28 protein-coding genes and 2 tRNA genes are annotated in these 25,861 nt (G+C 66.3%); 12 read left to right on the forward strand and 18 right to left on the reverse strand.

The features are described from left to right. Nucleotide 1: 1 nt before the first annotated feature. Both C5B90_RS05975 and C5B90_RS05980 read right to left on the reverse strand, forming a co-directional pair. On the reverse strand, nucleotides 2-1,567 hold the full coding sequence (locus C5B90_RS05975) for a DNA-directed RNA polymerase subunit B'' (protein WP_004969057.1): 1,566 nt from the start codon (nucleotides 1,565-1,567) through the stop codon (nucleotides 2-4). After that, nucleotides 1,564-1,791, reverse strand: a complete 228-nt coding sequence (locus tag C5B90_RS05980) for a DNA-directed RNA polymerase subunit H (protein WP_004044577.1) — start codon at nucleotides 1,789-1,791, stop codon at nucleotides 1,564-1,566. Before C5B90_RS05980 ends, C5B90_RS05975 begins: the two co-directional genes overlap by 4 nt. Before the next feature lie 267 nt (nucleotides 1,792-2,058). Here C5B90_RS05980 and C5B90_RS05985 point away from each other — a divergent pair. From C5B90_RS05985 to C5B90_RS05995, 3 genes are all read left to right on the forward strand, one after another. Then, nucleotides 2,059-2,131 (forward strand) — tRNA-Asp (locus C5B90_RS05985). 29 nt (nucleotides 2,132-2,160) lie between these two features. Continuing rightward, a tRNA-Asp gene (locus tag C5B90_RS05990) sits at nucleotides 2,161-2,233 on the forward strand. Nucleotides 2,234-2,735: 502 nt separating this feature from the next. Further along, nucleotides 2,736-3,524, forward strand: a complete 789-nt coding sequence (locus C5B90_RS05995; protein WP_115879854.1) for an SDR family oxidoreductase — start codon at nucleotides 2,736-2,738, stop codon at nucleotides 3,522-3,524. An 18-nt stretch (nucleotides 3,525-3,542) separates the two neighbouring features. Here C5B90_RS05995 and C5B90_RS06000 read toward each other — a convergent pair whose 3' ends face one another. Genes C5B90_RS06000 through C5B90_RS06010 form a run of 3 tightly spaced genes read right to left on the reverse strand, consistent with a single transcriptional unit; the run spans nucleotide 3,543 to nucleotide 5,301 of the window. Further along, nucleotides 3,543-3,899: a CrcB family protein gene (locus C5B90_RS06000; protein ID WP_115879856.1), complete on the reverse strand. Its 357-nt coding sequence runs from the start codon at nucleotides 3,897-3,899 to the stop codon at nucleotides 3,543-3,545. Further along, nucleotides 3,896-4,231, reverse strand: coding sequence for a CrcB family protein (locus C5B90_RS06005; protein ID WP_115879858.1), 336 nt, complete (start codon nucleotides 4,229-4,231; stop codon nucleotides 3,896-3,898). Before C5B90_RS06005 ends, C5B90_RS06000 begins: the two co-directional genes overlap by 4 nt. A 20-nt stretch (nucleotides 4,232-4,251) precedes the next feature. Continuing rightward, on the reverse strand, nucleotides 4,252-5,301 hold the full coding sequence (locus tag C5B90_RS06010; protein ID WP_115879861.1) for an ATP-binding protein: 1,050 nt from the start codon (nucleotides 5,299-5,301) through the stop codon (nucleotides 4,252-4,254). 75 nt (nucleotides 5,302-5,376) lie between these two features. Here C5B90_RS06010 and C5B90_RS06015 point away from each other — a divergent pair, with 75 nt between their 5' ends. Continuing rightward, nucleotides 5,377-5,820 carry a carboxypeptidase regulatory-like domain-containing protein gene (locus C5B90_RS06015; protein ID WP_115879863.1) on the forward strand — a complete coding sequence of 148 codons (444 nt, stop codon included), beginning with the start codon at nucleotides 5,377-5,379 and terminating at the stop codon, nucleotides 5,818-5,820. A gap of 45 nt (nucleotides 5,821-5,865) precedes the next feature. On the opposite strand, the gene C5B90_RS06020 is transcribed toward C5B90_RS06015, so the two are convergent. Then, entirely contained in the window at nucleotides 5,866-7,134 is a 1,269-nt protein-coding gene (locus C5B90_RS06020; protein WP_115879865.1) for a tRNA(Ile)(2)-agmatinylcytidine synthase, read from the reverse strand. 142 nt (nucleotides 7,135-7,276) lie between these two features. Here C5B90_RS06020 and C5B90_RS06025 point away from each other — a divergent pair, with 142 nt between their 5' ends. Further along, nucleotides 7,277-8,251, forward strand: coding sequence for a transcriptional regulator (locus tag C5B90_RS06025; protein WP_115879867.1), 975 nt, complete (start codon nucleotides 7,277-7,279; stop codon nucleotides 8,249-8,251). A gap of 79 nt (nucleotides 8,252-8,330) precedes the next feature. Further along, entirely contained in the window at nucleotides 8,331-8,714 is a 384-nt protein-coding gene (locus C5B90_RS06030; RefSeq protein WP_115879869.1) for an MmcQ/YjbR family DNA-binding protein, read from the forward strand. A gap of 48 nt (nucleotides 8,715-8,762) precedes the next feature. On the opposite strand, the gene C5B90_RS06035 is transcribed toward C5B90_RS06030, so the two are convergent. The 5 genes from C5B90_RS06035 to pyrE all read right to left on the reverse strand — a co-directional run bounded on the left by C5B90_RS06035 (nucleotide 8,763) and on the right by pyrE (nucleotide 13,507). Next, nucleotides 8,763-9,017 carry a glutathione S-transferase N-terminal domain-containing protein gene (locus tag C5B90_RS06035; RefSeq protein ID WP_115879871.1) on the reverse strand — a complete coding sequence of 85 codons (255 nt, stop codon included), beginning with the start codon at nucleotides 9,015-9,017 and terminating at the stop codon, nucleotides 8,763-8,765. Nucleotides 9,018-9,107: 90 nt separating this feature from the next. Then, a complete protein-coding gene (locus C5B90_RS06040) occupies nucleotides 9,108-10,496 on the reverse strand; it encodes an aryl-sulfate sulfotransferase (protein ID WP_115879873.1) in 1,389 nt (462 codons plus the stop codon). Nucleotides 10,497-10,589: 93 nt separating this feature from the next. After that, nucleotides 10,590-12,002, reverse strand: coding sequence for an NCS2 family permease (locus C5B90_RS06045; RefSeq protein ID WP_115879875.1), 1,413 nt, complete (start codon nucleotides 12,000-12,002; stop codon nucleotides 10,590-10,592). A 186-nt stretch (nucleotides 12,003-12,188) separates the two neighbouring features. Beyond that, the gene (locus C5B90_RS06050; RefSeq protein ID WP_115879877.1) at nucleotides 12,189-12,902 is read right to left on the reverse strand and encodes a phosphoribosyltransferase family protein; all 714 of its coding nucleotides are present in this window, start codon (nucleotides 12,900-12,902) and stop codon (nucleotides 12,189-12,191) included. A 74-nt stretch (nucleotides 12,903-12,976) separates the two neighbouring features. Further along, complete coding sequence (gene pyrE / locus C5B90_RS06055; RefSeq protein ID WP_004973603.1) at nucleotides 12,977-13,507, reverse strand: orotate phosphoribosyltransferase; 531 nt, start codon at nucleotides 13,505-13,507, stop codon at nucleotides 12,977-12,979. A gap of 266 nt (nucleotides 13,508-13,773) precedes the next feature. Between pyrE and C5B90_RS20510 the strand changes: the two genes are divergently transcribed. Then, nucleotides 13,774-13,929 carry a hypothetical protein gene (locus tag C5B90_RS20510; protein WP_158547213.1) on the forward strand — a complete coding sequence of 52 codons (156 nt, stop codon included), beginning with the start codon at nucleotides 13,774-13,776 and terminating at the stop codon, nucleotides 13,927-13,929. 147 nt (nucleotides 13,930-14,076) lie between these two features. Here C5B90_RS20510 and C5B90_RS06060 read toward each other — a convergent pair whose 3' ends face one another. Next, complete coding sequence (locus C5B90_RS06060) at nucleotides 14,077-14,619, reverse strand: CDP-2,3-bis-(O-geranylgeranyl)-sn-glycerol synthase (RefSeq protein WP_115879878.1); 543 nt, start codon at nucleotides 14,617-14,619, stop codon at nucleotides 14,077-14,079. A gap of 126 nt (nucleotides 14,620-14,745) precedes the next feature. On the opposite strand from C5B90_RS06060, the gene C5B90_RS06065 reads away from it, so the two are divergent. Both C5B90_RS06065 and C5B90_RS06070 read left to right on the forward strand, forming a co-directional pair. Beyond that, nucleotides 14,746-15,585 carry a proline dehydrogenase family protein gene (locus C5B90_RS06065; RefSeq protein WP_115879880.1) on the forward strand — a complete coding sequence of 280 codons (840 nt, stop codon included), beginning with the start codon at nucleotides 14,746-14,748 and terminating at the stop codon, nucleotides 15,583-15,585. A gap of 78 nt (nucleotides 15,586-15,663) precedes the next feature. Continuing rightward, entirely contained in the window at nucleotides 15,664-16,308 is a 645-nt protein-coding gene (locus tag C5B90_RS06070) for a DUF502 domain-containing protein (protein WP_115879882.1), read from the forward strand. A 94-nt stretch (nucleotides 16,309-16,402) separates the two neighbouring features. Here the strand turns inward: C5B90_RS06070 and C5B90_RS06075 are convergent, their stop codons facing one another. Continuing rightward, nucleotides 16,403-17,341 (reverse strand): branched-chain amino acid transaminase, encoded by a 939-nt coding sequence (locus C5B90_RS06075; protein WP_042663448.1) that lies wholly within the window; start codon nucleotides 17,339-17,341, stop codon nucleotides 16,403-16,405. 90 nt (nucleotides 17,342-17,431) lie between these two features. Here C5B90_RS06075 and C5B90_RS06080 point away from each other — a divergent pair, with 90 nt between their 5' ends. Further along, on the forward strand, nucleotides 17,432-18,322 hold the full coding sequence (locus C5B90_RS06080) for an NAD(P)-dependent oxidoreductase (RefSeq protein WP_115879884.1): 891 nt from the start codon (nucleotides 17,432-17,434) through the stop codon (nucleotides 18,320-18,322). A 30-nt stretch (nucleotides 18,323-18,352) separates the two neighbouring features. Here the strand turns inward: C5B90_RS06080 and ribB are convergent, their stop codons facing one another. The 3 genes from ribB to C5B90_RS21200 form a co-directional block, all read right to left on the reverse strand. Continuing rightward, nucleotides 18,353-19,042 (reverse strand): 3,4-dihydroxy-2-butanone-4-phosphate synthase, encoded by a 690-nt coding sequence (ribB, locus tag C5B90_RS06085; protein WP_115879886.1) that lies wholly within the window; start codon nucleotides 19,040-19,042, stop codon nucleotides 18,353-18,355. Then, nucleotides 19,039-19,779: a DUF120 domain-containing protein gene (locus C5B90_RS06090; RefSeq protein WP_199517443.1), complete on the reverse strand. Its 741-nt coding sequence runs from the start codon at nucleotides 19,777-19,779 to the stop codon at nucleotides 19,039-19,041. The genes ribB and C5B90_RS06090 overlap by 4 nt, the downstream gene beginning before the upstream one ends. A 441-nt stretch (nucleotides 19,780-20,220) precedes the next feature. Next, on the reverse strand, nucleotides 20,221-20,343 hold the full coding sequence (locus C5B90_RS21200; protein ID WP_004969035.1) for a hypothetical protein: 123 nt from the start codon (nucleotides 20,341-20,343) through the stop codon (nucleotides 20,221-20,223). A gap of 242 nt (nucleotides 20,344-20,585) precedes the next feature. On the opposite strand from C5B90_RS21200, the gene argS reads away from it, so the two are divergent. Next, the gene (gene argS, locus C5B90_RS06095) at nucleotides 20,586-22,349 is read left to right on the forward strand and encodes an arginine--tRNA ligase (protein ID WP_115879888.1); all 1,764 of its coding nucleotides are present in this window, start codon (nucleotides 20,586-20,588) and stop codon (nucleotides 22,347-22,349) included. Nucleotides 22,350-22,394: 45 nt separating this feature from the next. Here argS and C5B90_RS20765 read toward each other — a convergent pair whose 3' ends face one another. Next, nucleotides 22,395-22,532, reverse strand: coding sequence for a hypothetical protein (locus C5B90_RS20765; RefSeq protein ID WP_193492883.1), 138 nt, complete (start codon nucleotides 22,530-22,532; stop codon nucleotides 22,395-22,397). Between the two features lie 39 nt (nucleotides 22,533-22,571). Further along, nucleotides 22,572-24,437 (reverse strand): cell division ATPase MinD, encoded by a 1,866-nt coding sequence (minD, locus tag C5B90_RS06100; RefSeq protein ID WP_115879890.1) that lies wholly within the window; start codon nucleotides 24,435-24,437, stop codon nucleotides 22,572-22,574. Between the two features lie 154 nt (nucleotides 24,438-24,591). Between minD and prf1 the strand changes: the two genes are divergently transcribed. Further along, nucleotides 24,592-25,836, forward strand: a complete 1,245-nt coding sequence (gene prf1, locus C5B90_RS06105) for a peptide chain release factor aRF-1 (RefSeq protein ID WP_115879892.1) — start codon at nucleotides 24,592-24,594, stop codon at nucleotides 25,834-25,836. Nucleotides 25,837-25,861: the final 25 nt, after the last annotated feature.

Below are 25,861 nucleotides of genomic sequence, written 5' to 3' on the forward strand. Positions count from 1 at the left end.
GTTAGTCGTCCGCGGGTGTGGCGTCGACGCTGTCGATGCCGGGGATACCCTCGACACCCATCGACGCGAGTTCTCGTTTCAGCGACTGTTCGTCCTCGACGTTCTGGGAGAGCTCCATCGCCTGCGCGAAGTTCTTCACCAGTCCACAGTTCGGTCCCTCGGGGGTCTCGGAGGGACAGATGCGACCCCACTGGGTCGCGTGCAGGTCGCGCGCCTCGAAGTGCGGCTGCGACCGCGACAGCGGACTGCGAAGGCGACGCAGGTGCGACAGCACACCCATGTAGTCGGTACGGTCGACGAGCTGGGAGACGCCGGAGCGGCCGCCGACCCAGTTACCCGTCGCGATGGGGTGTTCGAGCCGCTCGGTGAGCACGTCGGACCGGACGACGGTGTTGACCGTCAGGTTCCGGTTCCGCATGTTGGCGCGCTCGAGCTGGTACTTCACGTCGCGTGCCAGTTTGTTGAGCGCCGTCCGGAAGAGGTCCTTCATGAGGTCGCCGGAGACCTTCAGGCGCTTGTTGGCGTAGTGGTCCTTGTCGTCGGAGTCGCGGCGCTGCAGCGCGAGTTCGAAACACGCCTCGGCCATGCGGCAAAGGTAGTACGCCTTGTTCATGCGCACTTCCTCTTCTTCCGCGCCCTCCTCGTGGAGGTGCGGGAGCAGGTAGCGGTCGATGACGTAGTTGGCGCGCTTGAGCTGGTAGTTCTTACCCTGACCGCCGGCGACGCGCTTGCCGAGCGCCTCGATGGCCTGCTCTTGGGTCTGCACCTCGGCCTCTTCGAGGTTCTCGAGCATGAACTTCACAATCTCCGGGTCGTCGGAGACGCGGTGGACGATTTCCTCGTCCGATTCGAGACCGAGCGCGCGGACGAGCGTGACGAAGTTGACGCTCCCGGAGACGGACGGGAACGATACTTCGAGAAGTCCCTCTCGGTTGCGCTCACAGAGCACGAGCGCGCGGTAACCGCGGCGCTGGCTGAACGTCTTCGCGACCTGAATCTCGTCGCCGTACTTCGTGTCGTACTCGGCGAGAATCTTGTTCGGCGCCAGGTCCTCCGAGGTCATGAGCACGCGCTCGGAGCCGTTGACGATGAAGTAGCCACCGGGGTCGACGGGGTCCTCGCCGATTTCGACGAGGTCCTCGTCGGAGAGTTCCGCGATGTTACACTTCGAGGAGCCGACCATGATCGGCATCCGGCCGACCTTCGTCTCCGCGGTGTCGACGACGACTTCCTCTTCTTCCTCGCCGCCGCGGACGATGGACATCTCCATGAACACGGGGGCGGAGTAAGTGATGTTGCGCAGGCGCGCTTCCTGCGGGAAGAGCAGTTCTTCGGAGCCGTCGGCCTCGCGGACGCGGGGCGTCTCCACGCGGACGCCACCGAGTTCGACGTAGACGGGTTCCTCGCCCTCCTTGTCGCCGATGTCGGTCTCGATGGTCGCCTTCTCCTCGACGACGTCCATCATGCCGCGTTCGAGGAACGCGTTAAACGAGCGGAAGTGGTGTTCAGCGAGCCGTTCTTCGGAGAAGTACTTGCGAGAGACCTCGCGTCGCGCTTGTCGGTTCATTCAATCACCAGTCGATATACGACTGCTTTGTCTGTCGTTCGAGAGTTCCGAACGATCTTGATGACGTCGCCGGGCTCTGCGTCCTCGGGGAGCGCCGGGTCCTTCAGCTTGATCTTCGGGAGGTTCGTCTTCTCGACGTTGTACTCCTGTAACACGTCCTCGACGGCCTCGTCGTCGAGTTTCGTGTGTTCCGGAACCAGTTTGTGTTGGCTTACGTCTACCATGTATGGTGCTGCTGGGTGCTGGAAGAAGCTGTCACGGGATACTACGGCTGATTTTGGGACGCACCCATTTAACACTTGCCAACTGCCTCGAAGAAAGGCGACGCTATCGGAGGTCACGCACCGGAGATGCGCGAATCGTCACACGTTGGCATGGGGTATCCCGATATAAATGTCTTCGGGGCAAGAATCGCGGTACCGCGGGCCAAGGGCAACCCAGATGGTAAGTCTTATCTATAAACCTCGGCTACGAATGAGTGCAGACGGAGGGCCCGGGTGGTGTAGTGGCCCATCATACGACCCTGTCACGGTCGTGACGCGGGTTCAAATCCCGCCTCGGGCGCTCTCCGTACCGCAAACTCACTTCAGTAAGCCCGGGTGGTGTAGTGGCCCATCATACGACCCTGTCACGGTCGTGACGCGGGTTCAAATCCCGCCTCGGGCGCTTCTCTGATTTCAACTCCTCCAGCGAGGCGTCTCGTCGCCGAGCGACAGCGAGTGAAATCTGTAAGTGGTGGCAGGCGGGATTTGAACCAAGGAGCGATGCGAGCGTCAGCGAGCAGAGCGACTGAGGTTCAAATCACGTCACACCAGCAAGCTGGTGTTCCTGAGTCCCGTTCGGCACAGCTCACGGGACTCCCGCCTCGGGCGCTTTTCCGAACGTTACAAGCCAAGCGACGCGTCTTGTCGCGTCGCGACCCCTATATGCGGTAACCGCCAGACAGAGGGATTTGAATCAGGGAGCGACGCGAACGGAGTGAGCAAAGCGACCGGGGTTCAAATCCCGTCACACCCGTTCGTTCACGTCGTTCACTCACGGGAGTTCCTGAGTTCACCTCACGCTGTTCGGTGAACTCCCGCCTCGGGCGAATTTTCGATGAATTACTCGCCGACCACTGGAGGAGCGTCACTACCGCCATATTCTCGCGTGACGTCTGTACAGTATCATGAACAGCACAACGGACGGGCGAGTCGTCGTGGTGACCGGCGCGAACGAAGGAATCGGTTACCACACGCTGGTGTCACTCCTGAAGACGGGCTATCGAGTCGCCGGGCTCGACGTCAACGTTGGCAATCTCCGTCCGCTTCAGGAGGCATCTCCCGACCGCGTCCGCGTCTACGAGTGCGACGTCACGGACGACGGCGACGTGGAGTCAGCGGTGGCCGAAATCCTCGACGAGTGGGGGCATATCGACATCCTCCTCAACAACGCGGCGATATTCAACTTCGGCCTGTTCGACGACCGAACGCTCGACGACACGCGCGAGGAGTTCGAGGTGAACTACTTCGGCTACCTTCGAATGATACGGGCCGTTCTACCGCACATGCGGGCCCGGAACTCGGGTCACATCCACAACGTGAGCTCCGGCGTTGGACTCGTCGGCACGCCGGGACTATCGGGGTACGCGTCGACGAAGGGCGCAATCGAGGCGTTCACCCGGTCACTTCGGATGGAACTGCAACACGAGAACGTCTCCTGTTCCGTGATGCACCCGCCGTACACTAACACCCGATCGGCGGCCCGGCTCGGACTCCCGTCGTCGATGATGAGCGACCCAGAAGACGTGGGGCGAAAGCTCGCCGACAAAATCGAATCTACCCGCCTCGTCATCACCGCTGACTTGACGACCAGAATCGGGCTGTATCTCGCCCGCCGGTTCCCGTTCATCGTCAAGCGAGGAACCAAACAGTTCCTCGACGGGCGCGAGGCGACTGCCGAATCAGTCGGACGATAACGGGCGCGAGCGCCGGACTCAACCGACGAGGCCGCCGACTGCCCCGCCAATCGCCACGCCGACCAACGCCGCCACGAGCGTCCCGAGGGCGTAGCGGGCCGCCGTGTCGTAGTCGCCCGCGTCCGCGAGTTCCGCGACGCCGACCGCGAACGAGGAGAACGTCGTGAAAGCCCCGCAGAAGCCGGTTCCGGCGAGCGTCGCCGCCGCGTCGCCCACGGACGCACTAACGATGAATCCCAACGCGACGCTCCCGAGGACGTTGACAGTAACGGTGCTCCACTTGCCGACGACTCGCTGGTCGACGGTGTGCCGGGCGACCGCGCCGGCCATCCCACCGACGCCGACGAGGACGGCCGAGAGCAGCGAGGGAGTCACCGCCGCCCTCCGAACGCGAGGCCGAGCGCGGCGGCGGCAAAGCCGAGCACGTAGTTCGCGCCGACGTTGAGCGCGCCGCCCATCGGCGACAGCGACGCGGTCTGGACGGCGAACGTGCTGTACGTCGTGAACGACGAGAGGAGCCCGGTCCCAAAGAACAACTGCGCTCGGCGGGAGGAGACCGACGTGATGAACGTCCCGAGGGCGAAGCTTCCGAGGACGTTCACCGCGAGCGTGCCGCCCGCGCCGGGAATCGCGACGGAGACGCCATAGCGCAGGAGCGCCCCGGCGAAGCCGCCGAGGGCGACCAACACCAGTTCCGAGCGGTCCATACGACAGTTCTCCGGGGAGCCTACTCCATGGTTTCGGAACGTCCACGCTCGGGAACCGCCCGCGGCGTCGCGCCGCCATCTGGCGTCTCTCGGGGACGCACCCGCACGTCGTGGACCGTTTCCGTGGTGTCGTCGACGACGAGCGCACACCCGCGTTCCCGCGGGAGCCGAGCGCGGAGCGACTCGTCGAAATACGTCGGGTCGGCGGCGGCCATCGCCGACACGTCGGGGCCAGCGGTGAGTCGGTGGACGACCCGGAGGTCGGCCTGTGAGATGGCGACCTCGGGGAGCGCAGAGGGCCGCTGAGTCGCGAGAACGACGCCGACGCCGGGGGCTCGCCCGCGCGTGAGAAGGGTTCGAAGCGCGGAGTCCGCGAGTCCGCCGACGAACGCGTGGGCCTCGTCGAGAAGGAGCCACGGAATTCGAGAGACCGACCCCGCGACGCGAGCGTCGTAGAGGCCACGGGCGACGACACGGACGACGGCGCTCGCGGGAGTCTCGTCCAGTCCGGAGAGGTCGAGCACGTCGGGCGTGGGACCGCAGAGCGACTGCGGGTCCAGTCCGTCGGGGTGGAACACGTCCCACGAGTCGGCGAGCGCGAGGTGGTTCGCCGCGGCTCTGCGCGTCTCGGGCGCGGCGTCAGCGTCGTCGACCGCTCCGCGTATCGCCAACAGCGAGTCTTCCTCGGCCGCGAGTCGCCAGACGAGCGACCCCGCGGGGGCGGTCGGGTCGAGTCCGAGCAGGTCCGGCCACGCACTCGGCGGGAGCGCGTCGGCGCGGACGCTCGGCGCGTCGTGGACCGTTCCGTCTACCGGCGACGCCTCGAGGCCATCGAAGACGCCCATCGGGTCGATGACGACCGGTGCGACGCCCGCGGCGCGTGCCAGCCCCTCGGCGACGACACCGAGCGTGTGGGATTTCCCGCTTCCGCGCTTGCCGACGACGACGGCCGCGTGGGGGCGATTCACGTCGAGGCCGACGGCTGCCCCGTCGCTTCCGTCGCGGGCGCGGTAGTTCCCGAACTGGCAGACTGGGCCGCCGTCGCCCGACTTGCGACCGATGATGTGCATGGCACGGACTGACCCCGTGATGCGACTTGAACCCCGGGACGAGGATTTATATACGAACCCGCAGCCAGACGGTCCATGCTCGATATGTTCCGGTCAGACACGCGCGCTATCGAAGGTCTCCCCGTCCGTCTCGTCGTCGCTCTCGTGGTCGGCGTCGCCAGCATGAGCGTCATGCTCAACATGCTCTCGGGAGTGCAGGGACTCGCCACCTCGGAACTCGACGTGAAGCCGACGCCCGACGTGGTCGGTCCGGGCGCACAGGACCTCGACTTCACCGTCGTCGACCACGAGGGAAATCCCGTCGAGGGCGCGACGGTCATCGTGAAATCCGGTACCGCGGAAATCGACGGCGTTGCGACGGCAAAGACCGGCGGCGGCGGGGCAGCGACTGTTCACGTCGACGCCGAACTTGGGGCGAACCGCGAGGACGGGACGCTCGTCGTGGACGTGAAACCGCCCGCAGGAAGTTCGTTCGTTGACCGCCGCGAGAACACGAACGTGCTCGTCGTCCAAGACTGAGCGCAGTACCCGGAATCCTAAACGTAGAAACCGCAGGCCACGACCTCAGCGTTCGGGGTGCGTCGCCGCGTCGAACCCGCCGCGAACGAGCGGTTTGGCGATGTGTCGGCGGGCGCAGGGCGGCACCTCGTACCAGCCAAGTTCGAGGTCGCGGTCGACCGCCCGCTCGACTTTGCCGGGCGCGTCGGTCCCGCAGTCGCGACACCGGTAGCCCTGATTCCGCCCGGCGCTTTTCATCGTCCGCCCGCAGTCGGGACAGACGGGCGTCGCGGGTTCCGTCCGCACGAGGTCGCGGACCGCGAACTTCTCCAGTTTGAGCGTCCCGTCACCGACCTCGCCGCAGGCGGTGAGCGCGTCGCCGACGCGGAGCGCCCGCACCCGGTTTCGGAAGCGCTTCGTCGGTTCGAAGGCGGCGACGGGGACCGTCGAGCCGTCGGCTTCGAGGTCGAAGAAGACGTGGCCGCCGGGGCGCGTCTCCGGGTCGGAGGCGACGGTGCCGGCGACGCGGTAGGCGCGGCCGTCGCGGAGGTCCGAGACGACGCCGTCTCGAAGGTGCGCGTCGGTCCCCTGGTTCGTGAGAAACGTCGCCGAGCGGTCGACGGGTTCCGAGTCGATGGCGGCGGCGACCTCGCGGACCGTGTCGGCGTCGTCGCCGCGGATGCCGTGGAGAATCGGCCCCGGCGCGTTCGGCACGCAGACGGCCTCGCCCTCCTCGCGGTCCACGGTGTCCCACGCGTCGGGGTACGCCGCGTCTGCGGCGTCGAAGACGGAGTCGAAGTCGACCTCTCGGGGCGTCCCACAGCGGTGGAACTCCCGGTAGGAGATGTGTTCGTAGGTCCACTCGTCGAAGGCGGCCCACGCACCGATGGCCGCGAGCGCGCCGATGCGGCCCCGGCCGCCGTGCCAGCCCTCGGTCAGGAACCCGGAGCGCTCGGCGAGGTCGACCGCGGCGTCGAGGTCGTGGAAGTCGCGGACGGCGTGGCGGGCGAAGTCGGCGACGGCGGTCGAAACCGTGTCGGCGGACCCCGGCGCGACGACGATGCCCGGACTGGTTCGGTCGTCGTCGAGGACGGCCCAGCGGTCGAGTTCCTCGCGGGCGAGGTCGAACGCCGCGCCCGCGGGGAGGTCGGTGTGAATCGCCAGCGCCGCGTTCCCGCGGGTCTTGTGTTCGACCGCCGGATTCAGGCGAACGAGGAGTCGCCGCTCGACGGTTCCGCCGCGCGCCTCGACGGCCTCGGCGACGAGCGTCGCCAGATAGGTCGTACACATCCCGAGGGTTCGGGAGTCGGTGTCGTCGAGGCCGATGACGGTCATCGGCGGAGATTGCCGGAGGGCGCAGTAACGCCTTTCGGGTCGGTCGCGACTATATAAATGTGGCATCGAGAAGGGATACACGTCGGCGAGGGCGGCGATACCGGGGAAAACGCTTTATGGGCCGAATCGCTTATTGCCCCCTATGTCCCGGTCAGCGCTGGTTGGTAATGTCGCCGCGATGCTCCAAGACGCGGGCTTCGTCGTGAGCGACCGCATCGCCATCCGGCCGAAGAGCTTCGACCTCGCCGCTCGGAGGGGCGAGGACCTGTTGCTCCTCAAGATACTGGGGAACATCGACGCGTTCGACGGCATCACCGGCTCCGAGATGCGACGTCTCGGTTCGTACCTCGACGCCACGCCGTTGGTCGTCGGGCTTCGGACCCGAGACGAGGACCTCAAACCCGGCGTCGTCTACTTCCGCCACGGCGTGCCGGTGTTGAACCCCGACACCGCCATGGACCTGTTCGTCGAGGAGGTTCCCCCACTCATCTACGCCGCTCCCGGCGGGCTGTACGTGAGCCTCGACGGCGACGTGCTCGCCGAAGAGCGGCAAGAACGCGGGTGGAGCCTCGGACAGCTCGCGACCGAACTCGGCGTCTCGCGGCGCACCGTCTCGAAGTACGAAAACGGCATGAACGCGAGCATCGAGGTGGCGATTCACCTCGAAGAGCTGTTCGACCGGCCGTTCTCGAACCCGGTCGACGTGCTCACGGGCGCGGAGGACGTGCGCGACGCCCAGCCGACGCCCGACGACCCCGACGTGGACCCCGACGACGAACACGTCCTGTCGGTGCTGACGCGCGCCGGCTTCACGGTCCACCCGACCGCCCGCGCACCGTTCAAGGCCGTCAGCGAGGACGCCGGACGCAAGAAGGAGACGAACGTCCTCACCGGCCACTCGCCGTTCACTCGGAGTGCCGAAAAGCGCGCCCAAATCATGTCTTCGCTCGGCGAAATCACGCGGACGCGCTCCGTCTACTTCGTCGAGGAACAGCAGAAGCGCGAGTCGGTCGACGGCACCGGCATCGTCAGCTGTGAGGAACTCGCCGCCATCGACGACCCCGACGAGATTCGCGACCTGATTCGCGAGCGGACCCGCGACCCCGCAGAGAGCTAACCGACGCGCCAGCCCGGCGGCGTCGGGCGCTCGCGTCCGAGCGACTATCGTTATCCGTCTCGCCAGCGTAGCGACTGTGATGTCGAAATCGAGGGGAGCAAACGAGAGCGCAGGGACGAGCAGGGGGTCGCGGGCGGCCGTCGAAACGCTCGCGGCCGCGGTGTGGCGCGAGGCCGCGTCGTGGCCGGCGGTCGAGCGGACGGCGCTTTTCGGCTGTCCGTCGTTCCGGGCGAACGGGACGCTCTTCGCCGTCGTCTCCGAGCAGGGACTCTCGCTCACGTCGCTGCCGGCCGAGGCGAGAACCGCGGTTGCGGAACGACACCGCGTCCTGCCGTTCGAGGCGAACGGTCGCGTCGTCGGGTCGTGGGTGACCGTCGATATCGAACCGAACCGAATCGCCGAACTCTCGGACGCGCTCCGCGCGAGCTACGAGGCGGCACTCGGTCGAAAACGAGAACAGTAGGCGGGAGCACGACGCTCACCGCGGGACGAACCGAACGGGGGGACGGAGTTACGCCGCCGAACCGTAGGTCTCTTCGAGATAGTCGACGATATCGTCGCTCTCGGGCATCCCCTCGACACCGTGTTCCTCGTCGACGAGGACGGGGACGCCGGTCTGGCCGCTTACCTCCTCGACTTCCGTGCGCTCGGCGTGGGCGCTGGGGACCATCTGCGACTCGTATTCGAGGTCGAGTTCGGCGAGCTTGTTCTTCACCTTCGCGCAGTACGGACAGCCCTGCAGTTCGTAGAGGATGAGGTCAGACATCGACCCGACGTATGGAGCCGCGGCTAATGAGTGCCATGGTCTTATGCAATCGCACCACACGACCCCGAAAGGCACGCTGTGGGGTCGGCGTTACCTCCCGAGCAGTTCGCGGAACGCGGCGAGGAGCCGCCGGCGCATCAGATACAACTCTCCGCCCGTCGCGGTGAGACCGACGCCGACGGCGCACACCGCCCAAAACAGGTCCCACGGCGTCATCCACACCGGGCGGAGCCACGGCAGGACGTGCGACAGTCGCGTCGAGAGCCCGCTCATCGGCTCTTCGAGCGGCGTCCCGGTGAAGGTCGATTGGACTCGCGTGACGAAGTCCACGCTTCCGTCGCCGCCCGCGGTGAGGTTCGCGCTCCCGGTAATTGGGTACGAGCCGTTGGCGTTCAGGTCGCGAATCGTCGGCCCGGAGGACTCGTCGCCGTGGGCGACGCGCTCTGCGTCGTACGGGCCCCACGTCGCGTAGTATTCCCAGACGACCTCACCGGTCGGCGTGATTTCTATCACGCGGTGGTTGAGCGTGTCGACGACGAGCGTGTTCCCGTTGGGGAGGCGGTCGGCGTCGCGCGGCCAATTGAGCGTGTCCGACCCGACGGACCACGTTCGGACCCACTCGCCGTCTTCCTTCGCGTACTCGACGATGCGGTTGTTCCCGCTGTCGGCGACGAGCATGGTCGGCGTGCCGTTCTCGCTGACCAGCCAGTCCGGGTTGTGCTGTTCGTTGAGCACGTCGTGGTTGTCGTCGGTACCGAGCCGTTCGACGATTTCTTTCGACTCCATGTCGACGACGATTGCTTGGTCGAAGTTCCGCGGCGACAGCAAGAGCCGACCGTCGCCGATGTAGTCCACGTCGTTGACGTGGCTCCAGTCGGCGTTGTAGCCGCCGTCGGTGTCGGCCGGGAAGTGGTTCTTGAAGTACCACTCCCAGGTGATTTCGTCGGTCGTTCGGTTGTACACGACGATTCGGTCCTCGCTGACGCCGGCGGAGTCGTTCCACTCACGCATGTTGGCGATGAGGAGTTCGTCCTCGCCGAAGGCGTCCACGTCGTGGGTGTCCTCCATGTCGAACCGCTGTTCCCAGACGCGTTCGCGGGTGTCCGGGTCGAGTTCGAACACGACGGTGTCGGTCCCGCGCGGCGACGAGACGAGCAGGTTCCCGTTCGGAAGCGGGTCGACGTCGAAGAACCACGCGCTCCCGTTGACGGAGTCGTTGTACGTCCACTGGAGGCTCCCGCGCTCGTCGACCGAGACGACCCGCGCGGGCTTCTTGGGGTTCGTGTTCCCGTCGAAGGTGTATCCCTGGACGCTCACAAGCGTCGTACCGTTTGCGGGGCTGGTGACGGTCCCCGGTTCGAGACTCGTCTGTTGGGAGGGGTCGTACGTCAACGCGGAGACCGCCGAGGGAGCGAGAAGGCCGATAATGAGGAGAAACACGACTCCCCTGAGGGCGAGCCGCTCGGTGGATATACTCATACGGAGAGGCTTAGAACCGAGACTGCCCAATACTTTATGAATCCCGTCGGGCCGTGAGAAAATCAGCGCGGTGAGAGGGTCGTCCGAACGGGATTAGACCTGCGCCTGCAGCATGCCCGAGGTACGGACGACGAAGTAGAGGACGAACGCGGCGGCGAGCGCCCACTGACCGGCGCTGACGTCGTCGTACTCGCCGGCGGCGACCTTCACGAGCGGGTACGAGACGATGCCCGCCGCGATGCCGTAGGCGATGGAGTACGTGAAGGGCATGACGAGGATGGTCATACCGGCGGGGATGGTAAAGGTCAGGTCGTCCCACTTGATGTCGACGACGTTGCGGAGCATCACGACGCCGATGACGACGAGCGCGATGTGGGAGGCGTACTGCGGGATGGCCGTCGCGAGCGGGACGATGGCGAGCGAGCCGAGGAACAAGAGGGCGACGACGAGCGCGGTGAGGCCCGTGCGACCGCCCTCTTCGACGCCGGTGGCGGACTCGATGTACGTCGTGACCGTCGAGGTGCCGAGCATCGCGCCCGCGGTGGTGCCGACCGCGTCGGCCATGAGCGGCTTGTCGATGTCGGGGAGGTCGCCGTTCTCGTCGAGGAAGCCCCCGGCCTGACCGACGCCGACGAGCGTGCCGGCGGTGTCGAAGAAGTCGACGAAGAAGAACGTGATGACGATGAGGGCGAAGCTGAACGCCTCGACGTTGCCGAAGCCGGAGATGAACGCGCCGGCCAGCGGCGTGATGTCGTAGGTGGCCGCCGAGGAACCGGCGACGAGACCGGCCTCGGACGAGACGACGCCCGAGACGGTGAGGCCCCACCCGAGAAGCGACGTGCCGACGATGCCGATGATGATGGAACCGGGGACGTTCGCCGCGTAGAGCGCGAACGTGAAGAACAGGCCGACGATGGAGATGATGGCGACGGGGTTCGACGCGAGGTCACCCATCGTGATGAGCGTCGCGGTGTCGTCGACGACGATGCCCATCGCTTGTAACCCGATAATCGCTAAGAACAGTCCGATACCGGTTCCGACGGCCATCTTGACCGGTTCGGGGAACACCTTGATGATGGCTTCCCGCGCGCCGGCCGCGGTGAGCGCGATGAAGATGATGCCCTCGACGAAGACGGCTGCGAGCGCCGTCTGCCACGGGACGCCCAGCGCGCCGACGACGGTGAACGCGAAGAAGGCGTTCAGGCCGAGGCCCGGCGCTTGCGCGAAGGGCCGATTGGCGTAGAACGCCATAACCGTGGTCGCGATGGCGGCCGCGAGGATGGTGACGACGGCGAGCATTGCCTGCACCTCGGTCCACGCGTATCCCTGGATGGCGATTCCGTCGACGCCCGGAATGTTCGGGTTGTCTACGAGAATCGACGGGTTGACGACCACGATGTACGACATCGTGAGGAACGTCGTCAAGCCCGCGAGAATCTCGGTCCTGACCGTGGACCCGTGTTTATGCACGTCGAAGTAGTTTGCGAGGGTTTCAGAGAGCCCCATGATGCACGACTAAGCATACCCCTGATTGCACACATAAGCATTACCATCCGAGCGGGCAGAATTACCCACGAACGTGGATTAAACGACTCGTTCGACGTGAACTAACGACACAGAAGTGCCTATTTCTACGCCAAATATAATTGAACTAATTAGTTTAGAGACGTTTATTAGCGCGGTGGTGAGGCGTCAGTCGAAACTGCTCAGCGCGCCGACCGGCGCGTCGGTGAGTTCGCGGGCGCGGTTCGTCCCCTCGTCGCCGACGGCGATGAGCGCGAAGACGCCGGCGATGTTGGCGTCGGCCTGCAGCGCGATGTCCAAGAGGAGTTCCTGCGTCTCGCCCGAGCGGATGAGGTCGTCGACGACGAGGACGCGCTCGCCGTCGTCGATGGCGCTGGCGGGGAGGTAGTAGGTGAGTTCGATGCCGGACGCGAGGCGCTGGCGCGACTCGATGAAGTCCTCGACGGCGGTCTCTTTCGACTTCTTCGCGTACGCGAGGCGCGCGCCGAAGTAGCTCGCCATCGCCGCGCCGAGGGTGATGCCGTCGGTCGCCGCGGTCAGAATCACGTCGGGGCGTTCGAGGTCCAGCGTGTTCGCCGCGACGGGCGCGACGAGGTCGAGGAACGACTGGTCGAAGACGACGCCGGAGTTGTCGACGTAGCCCTCGTCGTCGAATCGGACGCGGGCTTCGAGTTCGTCGGCGAGCGCGTCGCGGCCGACGCCCTCGACGACCTCGCGGGCGCGTTCGACCCCGGGCAGGACGTGCCCGTTGACGTAGCGGTTGAGGTCGCCGGCCGGCAGGTCCGTGAGTTCGGCCAACTCGTCGTACGTCCGGGTCTCTTTGAGCATCCGGAGCACGGAGACAGCCTGCAACTGGAGTGCGGCCTTCTCTGCTCTGTTCATGCCTCCGCCTTCGTACTTGCACAAAAATGAATACTTCGATTGCCGATTCCGAGTGAATTAGTCACAAGCGTGTATTAGCGGTCGGCGTCAGCCAGCAGGTCCTCGGCGGTGAGAAGCGACTCCAGTTCGATGTCGTGTTCGGCTAACAGCTCCGCTGCACCCTCCTGTCGGTCCACGACGACGATGACGCGGTCGACGACCGCGCCGGCCTCGCGGAGCGCCTCCACGGCGTCGACGGCGCTCTGGCCGGTCGTCGCGATGTCTTCGAGGACGACGACTTCCTCGCCCTCGTCGAGCGCGCCCTCGATGCGCTTGGCCGTCCCGTACTCCTTCGCCTTCTTCCGGGCGATGACGTACGGCTTGTTCGTCTCGACCGCGGTCGCGGCCACGAGCGGGACCGCACCGAGCGCGACGCCCGCGAGCTTGTCGTCGTCCGCGACGCGCTCCGCGAACGCCTCGGCGATGAGCTTCAGACACCGGGGGTCGGTCTCGAAGAGGTACTTGTCCACGTAGTAGCTCGACGTGCCGCCGTGGGAGAGTTCGAACTCGCCGAACTGGACCGCGTCGGCGGCTCGAAGCGCCTCGATGAGTGCTGCGTTCGCCATCTTGTTTCGAGAGGGTTCAGGGAGGCGCTTAAGCGGGACGGTTCGGGGTGGGTGGCACAAATAGTCGGCTGTACCCGAGAGATATATCATCCTACCTGTGAGAGAAGATGTGAATTCGTTCTCCGACCCGGACCACCTGCGGAACACGGCAAAGACTGGCTGGCTGTGGCTCGACAGAAAACCGAGTCACTTCTCGATACCTCAGTCGTCTTAGAGAAGGTTGAGTTCGTCCGCTGTATCGAGTTTCAATCCGCGGACGCACCACGATGCACAACGTGGTCTTTCGTGCTTCAGTATCTGATGATGTAGTTATTGAGGAGACACAGAAACAGGAAGACCGGGTGCTTAGCTGGTTTGCAGGAGTTCCTGAGAAACAGGAAGGAGACGTTGCCGACGATATTCGACATTTCGTGGAGAACTGACGTGGCGAGGTCCGGTTGAACCGGTTCAGCAATCGTTCTGTTACTGTACTGCGAGCGAGGCCGAAGGCCGAGTCTCGCCGCCTTTTTTCCTCCAGGTTTTTCAAGGAGCGGGTCGCCGGAGGCGACCCCGACGCAGAAAAAAGTGGGTTACCACGGCTCGTTTTTCAGCCCGAGGAGGTACGCGCCGACGTTGGTGACGACGTGGAGCACGGGCGTCATCACGAGCACGACCGCGAGCACGGGCAGGGTGAACGTCGCCGAGAACCAACCGGGCGCGGCGACGAACGCGAGGACGAGCGCGCCGACGACGAAATCGAGTTGGTCGAGACCGGGGAAGGCGGCACCTCGCTCGCGGCCCGAGCGACGCTTGAGGAACGACGCGCCGATGTCGCCGAGCATCGCGCCGAGCGCGAGGCCGAACCCGGCGGCGAGCGGGAACGTCGGAAGCGAGACGCCGACCGCGCCCGAGACCGCGGGCCCAACGGCGTTGAGGGCGACGGCGAGGAGCGTCCCGACCAGCGTCCCGGCGGCGGTGCCGCGCCACGTCTTTCCGTCCCCGAGGACGCGCCGGCCGCCCCACGTGCGCCCGCCGTCGATGGGACGACCGCCGCCCGCGAGGACGGCGGCGTTGTTCGGCACGTACGCGGGCAACATCGCCCAGAAGGCGGTGGCGACGAGAGAGACGACCATACCGACCCGTCGGCGGCGAAGAATGTAAGTTCCGACGGTTCGTCGCCGGGCGAGGCGCCGGTGTCGTTCGATTTCGTGGCCGAATCGATGATAACCCTCAATAGCTGACGGTCGTAATCGTCCGTTATGATTCCGCCCATCGCGAGCAGGTTCGTCGCGGGAGAGTCCGCGGCGGGAGCGCTCGACCACGCCCGACGGATGAACGACGACGGCGTGGCGGTCATCCTCAACCTCCTCGGGGAGCACTACGACGAGCGCGCCCCCGCGGACGAGGACGCGGCGGCCTACGTCGGCCTCGTCGAGGACATCGCCCCGACCGGCATCGACGCCTGCGTGTCGGTCAAACCCTCACAAATCGGCCTCGATGCGGGCGACCACGTGTTCGAGGAGAACTACCGGCGCATCGCCGAGGCGGCCGACGAGCACGGCGTCTTCCTGTGGTGCGACATGGAAGACCACGAGACGACCGACGTGACCCTCGACGCCTTCGAGGAACTCGCCCGCGAGTTTGACGGCGGGATGGGACTGTGCGTGCAGGCGAACCTCAAGCGCACGCCAGAGGACCTCGAACGCCTCGCCGACGTGCCGGGGAAGATTCGCCTCGTCAAGGGCGCGTACGACGAGCCCGCCGCGGTCGCCCACAAGCAGAAATCGGCGGTCAACGAGGCGTACAAGGAACTCCTCGCGTACCTGTTTCGGGAGTACGACGGCGGTATCGCCGTCGGGAGCCACGACCCCGAGATGATAGCCTACGCGCGCGACCTCGGCGCGGAGTACAACCGCGACTACGAGGTACAGATGCTCATGGGCGTGCGCGAGGACGCCCAGCGCGACCTCGCCGCCGACGGCGTCGAGGTGTGGCAGTATGCGCCCTACGGCGACAAGTGGTTCTCGTACTTCTATCGCCGGGTCCGCGAGCGCAAGGAAAACGCGCTGTTCGCGCTCCGGGCCGTCGTCGGCGTCTGAGCGAGCGGCGGGGTGCGGGTACGCCCCGTCCCGCACTAGAAATCCCCTTATGCCCGCGGGTACACGTACCCGATATCAATGTCCTCGTGGAGACGCGACTTCGCCAGCGGCCTCGTAGTTCTCGTTCCGCTCATCGTTATTCTGTACGTCCTCTCCATTCTGTACGGCGCAATCGTCCGCATTCCGGGAGTTGACCGCCTGTTGGAGTTTCCGGATCCGTACGCCTACCTCTCGGAGGTGTTCGGGTTCTTCGTCGCGATCATCATCTTCCTGTTGTTGGTGCTTTCGGTCGGCTACCTGATGCGGACGACGGCTGGCCGCCTGCTCGAATCCGGCCTCGACGCCTCGATGAACAAGGTCCCGCTCGTTCGCGTCATCTACAACGCTTCTAAGCTCGCGGTCGAAACCGCGCTCACCGGCACCGAAGACCTCCAGAAGCCGGTCCGTCTCGAAACGTGGCCGGGTATCCGAATGACCGCGTTCAAGACGGGCAAGACGACCAAAGACGGCAAGGAGATCGTCTTCATGCCGACCGCGCCGAACATCACCACCGGGTTCGTGATGGAAGTCGACCCCGAAGACATCGAGGAGACCGGCGAGAAGGTCGAAGAGGCCCTCACGCGCGTTCTCTCGGCCGGGTTCGCCGAGCAGGACCACGTCGACGAGTTCGACATCGAAGTGACCGAAGAGTCCGGCGACGGGCGAGTCGTCGCCGACGAGTAAGGCTCGCGCCCCGCGCCGGCGGGCGGCGGGCGCCGCTATCGACTCGCGGCGGGACCGCGACAAAAAGAAAACTCGTTTTCGCGGGCGTCTCGGGTTACTGCTCGTCGACGTAGGTGAACCACTCTTCGTGGTCGTCGGTGCGGCGCTCCACGAGGTCGAAGAAGGCGGTCTGCAGTTCCTCCGTGACCGGGCCGCGAGTGCCCTCGCCGATGACGACGTTGTCGACCTTGCGGATGGGGGTCACTTCGGCGGCGCTGCCGGTGAAGAACAGCTCGTCGGCCGTGTTGAGTTCGCCGCGGCTGATGGTCGCGCTGTCGTCGACCTCGTAGCCGCGCTCGCGGGCGAGCGTGATGACGGTGTCGCGGGTGATGCCGTCGAGGATGCTCTGGGAGAGGCCGGGGGTGTAAATCTTCCCGTCGCGGACCATGAAGATGTTCTCGCCGGGACCTTCGGCGACGTTGCCCTCCTTGTTCAGGACGATGGCCTCGACGTAGCCGTTGCGGCGGGCTTCCTCGCCCGCGAGCATGGAGTTCACGTAGAGTCCGGTCGTCTTCGCGTTCGTCGGAATCTGGCTGGAGGCGTGCTTGCGCCACGACGAGACCATCACGTCGACGCCGTTTTCGAGGGCGTCCTCGCCGAGGTAGGTGCCCCACGGCCACGCCGCGATGGCGACCTCCGTCGGGTTGTCCTTGGGGCTGACGCCGAGCGAGTCGTAGCCGTAGAACGCGATGGGACGGATGTAGCCGCCGTCGAGGTCGTTGCGCCGGATGACCTCCAGCGTCGCCTCGGTGAGTTCCTCACGCGTGTAGGGAATCTCCATGTCGTAGGGCTTCGCGGACTGATAGAGCCGTTCGAGGTGCTCCTCCCAGCGGAAGATGGCCGGGCCGCGGTCGGTGTCGTAGGCGCGAACCCCCTCGAAGACGCCCGTCCCGTAGTGGAGACCGTGGGTGAGGACGTGCACCGTCGCGTCCTCCCAGTCCTTGTACTCTCCACTCTGCCAGATCGTCGAGACATCCATCTCTTCAAATCCCATGTAGTGGCCTTCGGCGGCCCCCCTCTAAAATCATGACGACCCGGCCACCGCCGCCCCCGGCGTTTTGTTCGCGGGCCGCCATGACGGGGTATGAGCCTCGAATCCGTCGCGGTCACGGGCGGGACCGGAAATATCGGGCCGGCCGTCCTCGCCCACCTGCGCGCGAGCGGCTACACCGTCACGAATCTCTCGCGGCACAGCGAGTCGTCGCTCGCGGACCACGACTACCGCGTGAGCGCGCTCGACCCGGGCGACCTCACGGCGGCGCTCAGCGACGTCGACGCCGACGCGGTTGTCCATCTGGGAACCATCTCGACGCCGACGACCGACCCCGGCCACCGCGTCTTCGAGAGCAACGTCCAATCGACCTACGTCGTCCTCGAAGTCGCCGCCGCGCTCGGCATCGACCGCGTGGTCCTCGCCTCCAGCATGAGCGCCATCGGCGGAAGCTTCGAACCCGACCCCGCTCGAATCGACTTCCTCCCGGTGGACGAGACCCACCGCGCGACGCCCTCGAACCCCTACGGCCTCGGGAAGTACGTCGCCGAGCAGACCGCCGCGGGGTTCGTCCGCCGCGATGACGCCCCGGAGACGGTCGCCAGCCTCCGGTTCCCGTGGATGCCGAGCGAGGAGGAGGCGAGGCAAACATTCGCCGAGGCCGACCGCTCGCTGTCGGGACTGCGGGACGCCGGGCACTTCCACACCGCGCGCAACACGCTCTTTTCGTACCTCGGCAGAGAGGACGCCGCGAGACTCGTCCGCCGGGCGCTCGAAGCCGACTTCGGGGGGCACGAGGTGTTCTGGGCCGCGGCCGCCGACACCTCGACGACCGTCGAGTCAGCGACAGTCGCCCGCGAGGTCTACCCCGGCGCGGAGGTGAGAACGCCGCTTTCGGGCCACGAGGCGCTCGTCTCGACCGAGAAGGCGGAGCGGCTGCTCGGCTGGGAACCGACGTGGTCGTGGCGCGACGGGCGCGCGTGAGAAGGTAAATCGGGGCGACTCCCTCGTCGCTCAGACGAGTTCGTCGATGAGGCCGTCGCCGTCGACGAAGGCGAAGCCGTGTCGGTCGGCGTAGTCGCGGGCGGCGTCCTTCGAGAGCGCCGCGCCGGTCTCGTCGTCGAGCATCTCGCAGACGACGACCGCCGGCGGGATACCCGCCTCGTCGGCCATCGCGAGGCCGAGTTCGGTGTGGCCCTGCCGGTCCGAAAGCAGGTCCGGCGCGCCGCGGAGCAGGTGGACGTGGCCGGGCGCGCGGAACTCGCCGCCGAAGTCGTCGGCGTCGTACTCGCCGGCACGGGTGGCCTCGGCGACGGGCGCGAGCCGAGAGATGGTCATCGCGCGGTCGCGGTCGGTGATGCCCGTGAAGGAGTCGCGGTGGTTCACCGTGAAGGAAAACGACGACCGCGAGTCGTACGCGAGGTCGTGAGACGACGCGGCCGGGTGGTCGAGTACGTCGTCCATGAACGGAAGGCCGAGGGACTCGGACACGTCGTTCGGGAGGGCGACGCAGACGAGACCGCCGGCGTCGTTGCGCATCCGGGCCACATCGGCGGAGCCGACCGCCCCCGCGGGGTAGACGAGGTCAGTCTCGCCCTCGCGGTCGTCGAAGTCGTGGACCAGTACCGGCTCGCCGGCGCGGAAGGCGTCGAGGACGCGCGAGACGGCGTCGAAGTCGCCGGTCGACTCGGCAGTTCGGCTCATTCGTACGCCGCCTCCTCGACGCGGACCGTGACCGCGTCGCCGTCGTCGAGGTCGAGTTCGTCGCGGAGCTTATCCGGCGCGATTATCTCCAGTTGCGACTCGTCGTGGTGGGTCCGCTCGGGGACGATGATGTGGACCGGCTCGTAGGACTCGTCGCCGACCGCGACGGAGGCGGCGTAACACGTCGCCGGGCCGAAGGTGCGCTCGTCGTCCTCCCAGCCGTCGATGGGAACCGCGTCGAGGGCGGTCATCCCGGCGCGGGCGCGGACCGCGTCGTCGTCGAGGCGGACGTTCAGCGTGCCGGGGAACGGCTCGTAGCCGAGTCGGTCTTTGAACTGCTTCATGTAGCCCGAAAGCGAGATGTAGTGGCGGCCCTCGCCCATTCCCCCGGTGACCTCGCCGTCGAGGACGACCACGGAAGGCGTCTCGAAGATGCGCCGGTAGTCGGCGTACTCTTGTCTGAGGGCCGATTCGCCCGCGTCGGAGATGGTTATCCACTGGCCGTCGGCGACGACCTCGCGGTCGATGAAACCGGCCTCTTCGAGCCGCTGGAGGCGGCGCGATGCCGTCTGGTTCGACACATCGAGTCGGTTCGCGACGCCGGAACAGGAGAGCTTGACCGGGCCGGAGCGCCCGCCGTCGAGCGCGACGAGTTTGAGCGTGGCCAACTCGTCGTACCCGACCGCCGCGGCGACTGCCGATTCTGACATACTCTCGGATTCGAACGCGCGCCCCATAAGCGTATCGTAAGTGAGATGCGTTCCAAAAATGAGATGGAGTGGCGGAGCGGTCGAACGGACGCGACCGCCGTGGATACGCGACAGTTCCAATCGCGGACGGGTAAGTCCGTCGGTCAGTCTACCGCGGTGAAAAGAGTCATTCCGGAGGGAGCGCGGTCGTACCGCGTGATTCGACGGGCGAGGCGTCAGTCGCTGAAATCGGTGTGGGGCGTCTCACGGCCGGGGTTCGGTCCGCGGTCGGGGGCGATAGACCGGGACCGAATCGGGGAACGTCGGGCCGAGTTGGGGCAAAGTGGAACGGGTCGGCGGCGCGTGCGACGGCAGGGGTACGCCGGGGGACCGCTGTGGGGTGAGCGACGGGGTGACACCGTACGAGTAACACCGTACGTGCGATTCCGCGCGTTTCGGTCCGTCGGGGCCGGCGACCGAACGGCGACCTCAGAGAGACGACGCTCTCCGCTCGGTGCTGACCTGTGAGATACCCGCGTTCGCCGAGCAACTGGGACACGCGTAGACGTTGCCGTCCTCGTCGCCGAAGACGCGGACGAAGTTGTTCGACACGAACGCATCGCAGTGGTTGCATTGACTCATGGGTGGGGTGGTGAGAGCGGCGGGTCGCCGCCCGTGATTTGAATGTCGTCCCCTTACGATATACCACTATTACCTTACTGGTAAGGTATCGACGTGGGCGGTGCTAAGACCACCCCGAAAACCGAGGGAAACGAACGTCCTCGTCCGGCGCGGCGCGCGGTCGCTCGGACGGTTCGGAAAGGCCTTTAGCCGCCTATCGAGAATCCGCGTACATGTTCAGACAGTTCCGTGAGGAGGTCGAGACGGCGCTCTCTGCGGCGCTCTCGTCGCTCGACCTGCCCACCGACGACCTCGGGGTCGAGGAACCGCCGGAGGACGTACCCGCGACGCTCGCCTCCAGCGTCGCCTTCCGACTCGCCGGGGTCGTCGGCGCGCCGCCGCCGAAAATCGCCGCCGACATCGCCGAGGAACTCTCCGTCGAGGGCTACGACTACCTCGCCGCGGTCGACACGCAGGGGCCGTACGTCAACTTCCACGTCTCCGACGCCTACTACGACGATACCCTCGAAGCCGCCGCGGCCGACGAGGAGTACGGTCGCCTGCCCGCGACCGGCGACAGCGTCGTCGTCGAGCACACGAGCGCGAACCCGACCGGCCCGGTCCACGTCGGTCGCACCCGGAACCCCGTCATCGGCGACGCCGTCGCCAACCTGCTCGACTTCGCCGGCAACGACGTCGACCGCCACTACTACGTGAACGACGCCGGCCGCCAGATGGCCGTCTTCACGTGGGCCTACGAGACGTTCGACGAGGATGACCTCGACAGCGAACCCGCACGGGAGCGCGTCGAGTACGACCTCGTCCGCTACTACCGCAAGGGCAACGCCTTCCTCGAAGAAGCCGACCCCGAGGATGTCGAACAGGCCGAAGCCGAAATCACCGAGATTCTCCAGGGCATCGAGGAGGGCGACGAGGAGACGTACGCCCGCGTCGAGACCGTGGTCGACCAGGTGCTCGGCGGTATGCGCGAGTGTCTCGAACGCCTCCCCGCGGAGTTCGACGAGTTCGTCAAGGAGACGCGCTTCATGTTCGACGGGAGCACCCGTGACCTCGCCGAGCGCCTCAAGGAGACCGACCACGCCGTCTATGAGGAAGACGCGTGGCAGCTCGAACTCGAGGACTACGGCTTCGAGAAGAACCTCGTGTTCCTCCGGTCGGACGACACCTCGCTGTACACGACGCGCGACCTCGCCCACCACGAGTGGAAGTTCGACAACTACGACCGCGCCGTGACCGTCCTCGGCGAGGACCACAAGCTCCAGTCCGGACAGCTCCGGGCCGCGCTCGACATTCTCGGCAACGACGTGGACAAACTGGAGAACGTCATCTACTCGTGGGTCAACCTCCCCGGCGGCGAGACGATGTCCACCCGAAAGGGGACGGGCGTCATGCTCGACGACCTCCTCGACGAGGCCATCGACCGCGCCCGCGACGAGGTCGAGACCCGCCTCGAAGGCCGCACCCGCGACGACGACCTCGGCGAGGCCGACATCGACCGCATCGCCCGGCAGGTCGGCATCGGCGCGGTCCGCTACGACATCGTCTCCAAACAGCCCACGAAGACCATCACCTTCGAGTGGGACCAGGCGCTCAACTTCGAGGCCCAGTCCGCGCCGTACATCCAGTACGTCCACGCGCGCTGTTGCGGCATCGCCGACGAGGCGGCCGCCGCCGGCCTCGACGCGAGCGAGGTCGACCCCGCCGTGCTGACGACCGACGCCGAGCGCGACCTGCTGGCGACCATCGCGCGGTTCCCCGCGGTCGTCGAAACCGCGGCCGACGACCTCGAACCCCACACCGTGGCGACGTTCGCCCGCGAACTCGCCGAGGTGTTCAACACCTTCTACCGCGAGTGCCCCGTGCTCGACGCCGACGAGGAGGTCGGCGCGGCCCGCCTCGCGCTCGTGGAGGCCTCGCGGAACGCGGTGGCGAACGCGCTCTCAATCGTGGGCGTGGAAGCGCCCGAGTCGATGTGACCGCGGGCTAAGCGAGTTCTTCGGCGACGGCTTTTTTCGAGCGATTCAGAAGAAAAGCGGGAGCGCCGCGGCCCCGGCGATGAGCGACCCGCCGACCGAGAAGACGACGGCGGCACCGCTGCCGAGTGCGAGGACGAGAAACAGGACTATCCACCAGAAGGGAACGGACTCAGAGTCTGCCATAGAGGGCTTTCCGCAGACGCGAGTAAAAGGCCTTCCCGTTTAGCCGAGGAAGCGACTGAAGAATCCCTTCTTCTTCTCGTCGCGCTCGTCGTCGTCGAACGACTCGACCTCCTCGACGAGCGAAGTGGTGTAGACGCCCTCCTCGTCGCCGCCGTCTTCGGACGGTTGGTCGGCACCCGCGTCAGCGTCCGAACCATCCTCGGAAGCGCCCGGTTCGGCCTCGGCGACGAGCGGTTCGTCCGTGCCGGACGCGGCCGCGTCCACCTCCTCGACGGCGGGGTCGAGGTCTGTCGGTTCGGGGTCTACTGATTCGGAGTCCTCGGCTATGTCAGACCCCGAATCGGCATCGTCGTCCGACGCCTCGACGACCGTCTCGGAGGAGTCATCGACCGGCGAATCGGCCGCCGGGGCGGCGAGCGAATCGTCTTCGACCGCATCTTCCGCGAGCGGGTCCGCGCCCGTCGCGCCGGCGTCGGCGTCCGAGACGGGGTCGTCGTCGCCGAGCGTCTCCTCGTCGGCGGCCGACGTTCCGCGGGTGACCGCTTCGAGGTCCGCCGCCAGCGGGTCGGTGTCGGGGTCCTCCTCGCCGACCGGGTCGGGGTCGGCGACCACCGAGTCGTCGGGCGCGTCGGCGGCCAGTGGGTCGGCCGGCGCGTCGGCGTCTTCGGCCTCGACTTCGGTGTCGGGTTCGACGGAGGCGTCAGATTCGACGGAGGCGTCGGCGTCCATCGGGTCGGTGACCACGTCCGTTTCGACCGCTGGGTCGTCTCCGTCTTCGGCGGCGTCCGGGTCGGGGTCCACGGGGTCGTCCGACGCCTCGGCGGCACCCCCGGAGAACGGAATCGACGCCGCGAGGTCGTCGTCGGCTGAGTCGGTTCCCGGTTCCGACTCGGCTTCGAACGTCGGTTCCGGGTCCGGTTCCGTGTCCGGGCTCAGGTCCGGTTCAGCATCCGCCGAAACTCGGTCGTCGTCCGCGACGGCGGCGGCGACGTCGCTGGGGTCGGCTTCGGGTTCCGGGGCCGGTTCGGGTTCCGGGGCCGGCTCGGACTCTGCGGCGGGGTCGGCGTCGACGTTGACGACCGAGGTGTGTTCGTCCGTCTCCGGCGCGTCGGCGGCGTCCGTCGGTTCGGCGGTCTGGTCCGCCTCGTTCGTCGCGTCGGCTTCGCTCTCGGGAGAGTCGGTTGCGTCGTCCGGAATCGGGACCGGTTCGCCGGTGAGCGCCTCGGCGAGCGCGCGGTAGCCCGCGGCCGCGATGCTGTCGGGCGAGCGGGCGACGACCGGAACCTGCGTGCTGAGCGCCTCGCGGATGGCCGGGTCCTCGGGGACGACGGCGATGACGCCAGCGTCGAGGAGCGAGGCGACCACGTCGGCGTTCGGGTTCGACTGGTTGACGCGCGTGAGGACGACGCCGACCACGTCGGCACCGATGCGCTCGCCGAGCTGTCGGGTCTTTTCGGTGTCGCCGAGCGCCTCGCGCTCGGTCGTCGAGACCAAGACGACTTCGTCGGCGAGCTTCAGCGGGACGAAGGTGTCGTCGCTCAGCCCCGCACCCGTGTCGATGAGGACGATATCGTAGCTCGATTCGAGCGCCGAGATGACCGGTTCGAGTTCCTTGGCGTTCGCCGTCGCGAACGCTTCGAGGGCGTTCGAGCCGGGGAGCACCGAGAGTCCTGCCGGTCCCTCGTAGACGGCCGCCTCGACCGCCGCCTCGCCTGTCAATACGTCGTGAAGCGTCGCCCCATCTGGGTCGACGCCGAGCGCGCCGGCGAGATTCGGCATCCCGAGGTCACCGTCGACGACGACGACATCGTGACCGGCCATCGCGAGCGTCGTCCCGAGGTTGGCCGTGGTCGTCGTCTTTCCAACCCCGCCTTTCGCGCTGGCAACTGCGTACACCCGGGCCATAATTCCAACGTCGAAGTCCACCCGTGACAGGCACATAAATGTTCTCCGACCGCGCTCGTCTCGAAGTCGGGACGTAGGGCGGCTCGTGCGGCGGGATACCGCGGAACGTGACCAGTCAAAGGTTACTTAGCCGCTGGAGGGACTAGGTGGAGTGATGAGTAGCGACGCCGAGGAGGCGAGCGAGGACCGCCGAAAGTACGAATTCAAGAAGGTCATCGAGGACCTGCGAGAGTACGAAGGGTCAGGAACGCAGCTCGTCACCATCTACATCCCCGAAGACAAGCAGATTTCCGACGTGGTTGAACACGTCATCACGGAGCACAGCGAAGCGTCTAACATCAAATCGAAGCAGACGCGCACGAACGTCCAAGACGCCCTGACGAGCATCAAAGACCGGCTCCGGTACTACGGGAATTTCCCGCCGGACAACGGCATCGTGATGTTCTCCGGCGCGGTCAACGCCGGCGGCGGCCAGACGGACATGGTCACGAAGGTGCTGGATAGCCCGCCGGAGCCGATTCAGTCGTTCCGATACCACTGCGACTCGAACTTCCTCACCGGACCGCTCGAGGACATGCTCATGGACAAGGGCCTGTTCGGCCTCATCGTCCTCGACCGCCGCGAGGCCAACGTCGGCTGGCTCAAGGGCAAGCGCGTCGAGCCGGTCAAGAGCGCCTCGTCGCTCGTCCCCGGTAAGCAGCGCAAAGGTGGTCAGTCCGCCCAGCGTTTCGCCCGCCTCCGCCTCGAAGCCATCGACAACTTCTACCAGGAGGTCGCCGGCATGGCGAACGACCTGTTCGTCCCCAAACGACACGAGATGGACGGCATCCTCGTGGGCGGCCCCTCGCCGACGAAAGACGAGTTCCTCGACGGCGACTACCTCCACCACGAACTGCAGGACCTCGTCGTCGGGAAGTTCGACGTGGCCTACACCGACGAGTCCGGCCTCTACGACCTCGTCGACGCCGGCCAGGACGCGCTGGCCGACCAAGAGGTCATCAAGGACAAAAAGCAGATGGAGGAGTTCTTCGAGAAACTCCACCGCGGCAACGAGTCCACCTACGGGTTCGAAGCGACCCGGAAGAACCTCGTGATGGGGTCGGTCGACCGCCTCCTCATCTCCGAGGACCTGCGGAAAGACATCGCCATCTACGACTGCGACGGGCAAGAGGAGTACGAACTCGTCGACCACCGTCACAACACGCCCACCCACGAGTGCGAGGGTGGCTCGGAGGCCGAACTGAAAGAGCGCGAGGACGTCATCGAGTGGCTCATGGACCTCGCCGACCAGCGCGGCACCGAGACGAAGTTCATCAGTACGGACTTCGAGAAAGGCGAACAGCTCTACGACGCGTTCGGCGGTATCGCCGGCATCCTCCGGTACTCCACCGGCGTCTAAGCGACTCCTCCTCGGCGTCTTCGCG

This window comes from Haloferax sp. Atlit-12N, assembly GCF_003383095.1.
Lineage (GTDB): Archaea > Halobacteriota > Halobacteria > Halobacteriales > Haloferacaceae > Haloferax.